This window comes from Cysteiniphilum sp. 19S12-1, assembly GCF_052030685.1.
Classification (GTDB): domain Bacteria; phylum Pseudomonadota; class Gammaproteobacteria; order Francisellales; family Francisellaceae; genus Caedibacter.
Genome location: NZ_JBQAJM010000104.1, coordinates 1 through 535 on the forward strand (window position 1 = coordinate 1; position 535 = coordinate 535).

Consider the following 535-nt stretch of genomic DNA (forward strand, 5'->3'; position numbering starts at 1 on the left):
TCAATAAGCGCTTTGCTTCCTCGGTTAGTTTACTCTTTTGCTTATCTGAACGTGGTTTTGGTTCTAATCCCTCAATCCCTGATCGACGCCAATGATGATACCAACGTTCAATGGTTCGCGGTGATATCTGTGTTTTGCGGCTGTTTGGCACGTTAAAGTGCAATTGCGATTGTGCATTAATCAATGCTTTGACTTCACCCCGTGCTAATGAAACACGTGATGTTAACGTTCCTAATACCGACAGCCGAAAGAGTGCAATGTCACTTGCCATAAGATAAGCTCCTGTTTTGTTGTTTTTTTCATTTTTTATATTGTGTTTTACGTTGTTTCACCTGAAATTTTGATCACATTGGATCAACCATTTCGATTACAACACATTCACCGCAACAACAGGGATGACGATAGTGTGGGAATTGACCGTTGAACGGTTTTATCTTGTCTTACTCATTGGCGTAACGCCATTGATATGGGACAAGTAAATCACGTGAATGCCAGAACAATGCCAATTGTGATAGATCACGCCAATTCAGTAGAT

Annotated in this window: 1 protein-coding gene; it reads right to left on the reverse strand. The window is 40.7% G+C overall.

All coding sequences use genetic code 11. The features are described 5' to 3' along the window. A partial coding sequence (locus tag ACTS4L_RS11435; RefSeq protein WP_440652081.1) for a helix-turn-helix domain-containing protein occupies nt 1–271 on the reverse strand: 271 nt, incomplete at its 3' end. Nucleotides 272–535 lie beyond the last annotated feature (264 nt).